Below are 6,362 nucleotides of genomic sequence, written 5' to 3' on the forward strand. Positions count from 1 at the left end.
GGGTTCCGGGCGCGAATGAGGCTCGTCGGCACGTCTGATCGGCGCTAGCCCTTGAAAACACGCGAGGTTTTACAGGTCCGCCCCCCGCCTCGCAAGCGTGACGACCACGTCAAATCGGCGCGAGGGCCGCAAAATCCGTGGTTAAGTAGCCGAATTGTCACACCCTGAGAGCGCGGGCGGCGAGGCCGCTCCGCCGCTTTCGTCCTTGAGCCCAATTCCGGTGAGCTGGCGCGCGAGGCCCTCGCGCACGAGCCACGAGATCCTGAGCGCGGCCTCCGCGTAGCCCAACCCCGCGCCATGGATATTGGACACACAGTTGCGCTCGGCGTCGGTCAGGCCGATTCGCGGTGCATAGCTGAGATAGGCCCCTAGGCTGTCAGGCGCCGACAGGCCCGGCCGCTCGCCGATCAGCATCACCACCATCTTCGCGCCGGCGAGCGCGCCGATCTCGTCGCCGAGCGCGACGCGGGCGCCGGACGCCACCGCGACCGCGCCCACCTCGATCCTGTCAGCCGCGAGCCGCGGCAAAAGTTGGCGCAGCAGGGCGACGGCGTGGACGTTGACCGCGGTCGGCGACAGGCCATCGCCGATGACGATGGCACAGGGACAAGGGGCGATGCCCCTGCCCTCCAGCATCTGCATCGACGCGGGATCGAGCATCCGGCCGAGATCGGGACGGCGCAGGTAGTCGCGCCGGCTGCGTACCTGGCTCGACACTTCGACCGGCGTGATCCCGAGCCCGGCTAGATCGGCCCTGATGCCGGCGACGTCGAAGGCCGCGTGCACGGCGTCGCGGGCACGCGCGTGGTCGCGCGTGAAGGCGAGCAGCGCGTCGGTCGGCAGGCCGGCACCGGATCGGCCGAGACCGACCCGCGCTGGCGTCAGCTCGCGCAGATCGGCAAGCGAACGGGACAGCGGCGCCGGCGGTGTGGTTCTATTCGGCAGGGACGGACGCCTCGCGCAAGCGGATCGAATAGTTGGATGCGTTCTGCCGTCCGCTGGAGGCCGCGCGCGCGAACGTGATCAGATGATGCGCGACCAGCGTCGCCGAGATCAGGCCCTCGATATCGCCGCGCTTGAGCCGGCCGAGCGCGAACTTCCAGAACACGCGCCTGTAGGTGCCGAGCACGCCGACCTTCCAGAAGATGTTGCGCAGAATGACGAGGCCGCGCCGGACATTGGCCCAGCTCTTCATCTCGGGGCTGACCGGCACCTTGATGCGATTGGCATAGGTGTGCTCGCATTGATAGCGGTAGCGATCGAACAGCTTCCCGGGCTCGTAGGCGACCTCCATGCATTTGCGCCAGGAGTTCACCACGTCCTCGTAGGGCAGCAGGAACTGCACATTGGAGTCGCGGCCCTCGTCGTCGATCAGCCGTCCCGCCTTTTCGAGACGGTCCCACAACGGCGTCTTCGGCAAGGCCTGCAGCAGGTTGATGGTCAGGAGCGGGATACGGGATTCGTCGACAAAGGAGAGCAGCGCCTTGCCGGTCTCGGGCTTGTCGGTGTCGAGCCCCATGATGATGCCGGACACCACCTCCATCCCGAAGGAATTGATGGTGCGCACGCCCTCGAGGATCGGGACCATCATGTTCTGGTCCTTGTGCATCGCCTTCAGCGCATCGGGATCCGGCGTCTCGATGCCGACGAAGATCGTCACGAAGAAGGCTTCGTGCATCTTCTCGAGGATCTCGGGACGCTTGGCTATGTTGAGCGTCGCCTCGCAGGCGAGCCGCGTGACATAGCCGGTCCTCTTCTGCCACGCGATCAGATGCGGCAGCAGCTCCATCGCGGCCTTGCGGTTGCCGATGAAATTGTCGTCGACGAAATAGATCGTATCGGTCATGCCGCAGGCGCGCAGCTTGTCGAGCTCGGCGATGATCTGCTGCGGCGTCTTCAGCCGCGGATTGCGGCCGTAGAGGCCGGGGATATCGCAGAACTCGCACTGATAGGGACAGCCGGACGAGAACTGGATGCTGCCGAGGAAGTACTTCTTGGCTTCGGCGAGCTCATAGGCCGGCAACGGGAAGTCCGCCATCGGCAGGCGATCCTTGGTCGTCAGCACCACCTGCCGGTCCGGGCGCGTGGTGTCCTCGGCCAGACGCCTGAACAGCTCGTTGGTGGCGTCGCCGAGCTCGCCGACGTGGAGGTAGTCGAACGACGGATAGTAATCGGGACAGGCGCTGACCGACGGCCCGCCGATCGCGACCGGCAGATCATGGTCATGCGCGCGACGGCAGATATCGTTCATCTGCTGACGCTGGATGTGCATACCGCTGACGAACACCGCTTCAGCCCATTCGAAATCCGCCTGCGTCGCCGGACGCAGGTTCTCGTCGATGAAGCGGACGGGCCAGTGCTCGGGCAGATAGGCCGCGATCAGCAGCAGTCCCTGCGGGGGCATGAACGCCCTGACCCCGTCAGTGAGCGGATAGGAGTATTCGAAGGTCCCGAACGACGACGTATAACGCGGGAAGACGCAGAGGATACGCCGCGCCGTCTCAATTCCCTCAGCTCTCATCAGCCGCCCTCAAGCGAAGCATCAGCAAATCTAACCATTTCATCGAACGCTGGGCCAGAAATTCTTCAACATTGTGGCGTGTGCTAACGCAGTTGTGCGGCGATGGTTGCGTTTGCAATCCCGGTCTAGGCGAGCAGCCGGGACGCAAATTCGGGCAGCAGTCCTGCATCGGCGGCAAGGCGAAAATCCTCGCCCGCGAGCCCTGCACGCAACAGCCAATCGTCAAATTCGGGGGCACGCCTGAGGCCGAAAAGGTCGCGGATATAAAGCGCGTCGTGGAACGAGGTCGACTGATAGTTCAACATCACGTCATCAGCGCCCGGCACCCCCATGATGAAGGTGACGCCGGCGGCCGCCAGCAAGGTCAGGAGATTGTCCATGTCGTCCTGATCGGCCTCGGCGTGATTGGTGTAGCAGACGTCGACGCCAAGCGGCAGGCCAAGCAGCTTGCCGCAGAAGTGATCTTCCAGCCCGGCGCGGATGATCTCCTTGCCGTCGTAGAGGTATTCGGGACCGATGAAGCCGACCACGCTGTTGACGAGCAGCGGATCGAAGGCGCGTGCGACCGCATAGGCCCGTGCCTCGCACGTCTGCTGATCGACCTGATGGTGGGCATTCGCCGACAGGGCCGAGCCCTGCCCGGTCTCGAAATACATCACATTGTCACCGACCGTGCCGCGGTGGAGCGACAGCCCCGCCTCCCGCGCTTCCCGCAGCAATGAGAGATCGACCCCGAAGCTGCGGTTCGCCGCCTCCGTGCCCGCGATCGACTGAAACACGAGGTCGACGGGCAGATCCTGCCGGATCAGGCCGAGCGTGGTCGTGACATGCGTCAGCACGCAGGCCTGCGTCGGAATCTGCAGCCGCGTGATGATGTCGTCGAGCAGTCGCAGCAAGGTCCCGATCACTTCGGGGTCGTCGCTCGCAGGGTTGATGCCGATGCAGGCGTCGCCCGATCCGAGCAACAGTCCGTCGAGGATCGAGGCGGTGATTCCCTTCGGATCGTCGAAGGGATGGTTGGGCTGCAACCGCACGCTCATCCGCCCGCCCAGGCCGATGGTGTTGCGGAAACGGGTCGTGACCTGGCACTTCCTGGCGACCAGGATCAGATCCTGGTTGCGCATCAGCTTTGAGACCGCCGCCGCCATCTCCGGCGTGACAGCGCGCGCCACCTTCCGCAGCATCTCGCCGGTTGCCGCATCCGACAGCAGCCAGTCGCGGAAACCGCCCACGGTCAGCGAGGCGATCGGCACGAACCCCGCACCGTCATGGCTGTCGAGGATCAGGCGGGTGACCTCGTCGTCCTCGTAGGGGATCACCGGTTCGTTGAGGAACTGCCTGAGCGGGACGTCGGCGAGCGCAAGCCGCGCCGCGATCCGCTCCTGGGCGGTGTCGGCCGCGATCCCGGCCAATCGATCGCCGGAACGGAGCGGTGTCGCCTTGGCGAGCAGGACGCGCAGATCATCGAACACGTAGGACGTGGCATCGATGGAATGACGGTAGACCATGGAGACGGACCAGGGAGTTGCAGGCCAGGCGGAAGATAACACTGATTTGCAGTCCCGGTGCCAGACGCGCCGCTGCAACCCGGCGCCGCATCCGACAAAAGTTGGAATGCAAAAGCAAGATGCTGATTTTCTTCCGAGAATCACGAATTCCAGAACCGCGGCAAGCTCGCGCATTAAGGAATCGTCCATGAAGATTTTGCATGATTTTTAAGCGGCCGAAGGTGCTCGCCCGGCGTTCTGGGGTGCCTTGACGTCGTCTCCGTCACACGCTCAGCCCTCTTGTTCCGGCGTCCCATGACATCCCGATTCTCGCTCGCAACCAGGCTGTATTCGATTTTCGCGCTGATTGCGGCGCTGACCGCGGCCATCACATTCCTGTCTGACTACAACACGCGGCGGAATGCCGACCTGACCGCGGCGGTCGACCTCGCGAGCCGCGCCGCGCTCAATGTCGAGCGGGTCAATTCGCTGGTCTACGCGGTGGTGATGGAATCCCGCGGCATCTACATGTCGACCGATCCGGCGACGGTGAAGAAATACGGCGACGGCCTCTTGAAGCTCAACGAGCGCGTGCTCGAAGTGGTCAAGAACTGGGAAACGCTGGTCCAGGCTGATGATGCGGAGCAGTTCGCAAGCTTCAAGAAGCGCATCGAGCAGTTCGTCGAGTTCCGCAAGGAACTGGTTCGCCGCGGAGTCGAGATCAATGCCGCCGCTGGACGCGAATGGGGCGACAACGACGCCAACCGCGCGGTGCGCACGGCCCTGAACAAGGATCTCGAGGCGCTCTCCAAGGTCTACGCCGAACGCAGCAAGAAGCTGGCGCAGCAGACCGACGCCAATAACGAACTGGCCTTTGTCCTGACCTGCCTCGGCGCGGCCGCCCTGGTCGTGGTCGTGCTCGGCGTCCTGATCATCGCACGCTCCGTCGCCCGCCCGCTGTCGCATATCACCACGACCATCAAGCGGGTTGCCGATGGCGCCGACGCGATCGAGGTCCCTCATACCGGCCGCGGCGACGAGATCGGCGCGCTGGCACGAGCCATCAAGGTGTTCCAGGAAGCCATGGAACGTAACCGCAGCCTCAACGCGCAGATCGTCCAGGACTCGGAGGCGCGCAACGCCCGCGGCCGGCATATCGAGACCTCGGTCGACGCTTTCCGCGACACGATCAGCGCCGCGCTTCGCGCGGTCCACGACAATGCCGCCGCGATGCGTGACACCGCGCAGAGCATCGCCGGCGTCGCGACAGGCGCCAGCGGCCGTGCGGTTGCGGCGGCGGGCGCGACCGAACAGGCTTCGAGCAACGTCTCCGCCGTGGCCGGCGCCGCCGAGGAGCTTTCCGCCTCGGTCCAGGAGATCGGCCGGCAGGTCAAGCAATCGTCCGGCGCGGTCGAGCAGGCCGGTGTGCGCACCGACAGGTCGATCAGCGAGATCGAGGGTCTTGCCGCCACCACCCAGCGCATCGACGGCGTGCTGAACCTGATCCAGGCAATCGCCGAGCAGACCAACCTGCTCGCCCTGAACGCGACCATCGAAGCGGCTCGCGCCGGCGATGCCGGCCGCGGCTTTGCCGTCGTCGCGCATGAGGTCAAGGCGCTGGCCGGGCAGACCGCGAAGGCCACCGCCGAGATCAGCCAGAATGTCACCCTGATCCAGACCTCGACCCGCAACTCGGTGGCCGCCGTGCGCGAGATCGGACATGCGGTGCGCGAGATCAGCGACGTCACCGCGAACATCGCAAGCGCCGTCAGCGAACAGGACGCGGCGACGCGCGAGATTTCCGCCAACGCGCAGATGGCCGCACAGGGCAATGCGACCCTGGTCGCAAACATCGGCACGCTCCGCGACGACATGGGCCAGACCAGCAAGGCGGCGGAATCGGTGCTCGCCGCGTCGAATGACCTGACCTCGACCGCCGAGACGCTGTCGCGCGAGGTCGAGCAGTTCTTCCGCGCCCTGCGAAGCGATGCGACTGGCGGCCTGCGGCGGACGGGAACCTGAGTGTAGCGCACCACCATTCCGACGTCGTCCCGGCGACGGCCAGGACCCATAACCACCGAGCTTGGCTGTGAAAGCGGACGCGGCCCTGGTGTCGCGCAACAATTCGCGTTTGGGGTAATGAGCCCCGGCCCCCGAGCGCAATTGCGCACCAGGCCTGGACGACACTGAATGCGTAGCACGGCCAATGAATCATACGCTCGCATTCTCGCGACATGAATCGTCCGAGCTTTGCATTTCGTTCCGCCCTCATCTCAGAGAGGGCGCAGGGAAAGCCGGGTGCCGATCGCACCCATGGGCCCCGTGCAATGTAGAAAGCACGGGGGTAGGACCAC

4 protein-coding genes are annotated in these 6,362 nt (G+C 65.1%); 1 reads left to right on the forward strand and 3 read right to left on the reverse strand.

Translation table 11 applies throughout. The annotated features are described in order from the left end of the window. Positions 1-141: 141 nt before the first annotated feature. The 3 genes from eutC to JQ586_RS35945 all read right to left on the reverse strand — a co-directional run bounded on the left by eutC (position 142) and on the right by JQ586_RS35945 (position 4,029). A complete protein-coding gene (gene eutC, locus JQ586_RS35935) occupies positions 142-945 on the reverse strand; it encodes an ethanolamine ammonia-lyase subunit EutC (RefSeq protein ID WP_409334529.1) in 804 nt (267 codons plus the stop codon). After that, complete coding sequence (locus JQ586_RS35940) at positions 935-2,521, reverse strand: B12-binding domain-containing radical SAM protein (protein WP_212399376.1); 1,587 nt, start codon at positions 2,519-2,521, stop codon at positions 935-937. The genes eutC and JQ586_RS35940 overlap by 11 nt, the downstream gene beginning before the upstream one ends. A gap of 125 nt (positions 2,522-2,646) precedes the next feature. Next, positions 2,647-4,029: an ethanolamine ammonia-lyase subunit EutB gene (locus tag JQ586_RS35945; protein ID WP_212399377.1), complete on the reverse strand. Its 1,383-nt coding sequence runs from the start codon at positions 4,027-4,029 to the stop codon at positions 2,647-2,649. A 294-nt stretch (positions 4,030-4,323) separates the two neighbouring features. On the opposite strand from JQ586_RS35945, the gene JQ586_RS35950 reads away from it, so the two are divergent. Next, positions 4,324-6,030, forward strand: a complete 1,707-nt coding sequence (locus JQ586_RS35950) for a methyl-accepting chemotaxis protein (RefSeq protein ID WP_212399378.1) — start codon at positions 4,324-4,326, stop codon at positions 6,028-6,030. The last annotated feature ends 332 nt before the right edge of the window (positions 6,031-6,362 follow it).

Source organism: Bradyrhizobium jicamae, assembly GCF_018130215.1.
GTDB lineage: Bacteria > Pseudomonadota > Alphaproteobacteria > Rhizobiales > Xanthobacteraceae > Bradyrhizobium > Bradyrhizobium jicamae_A.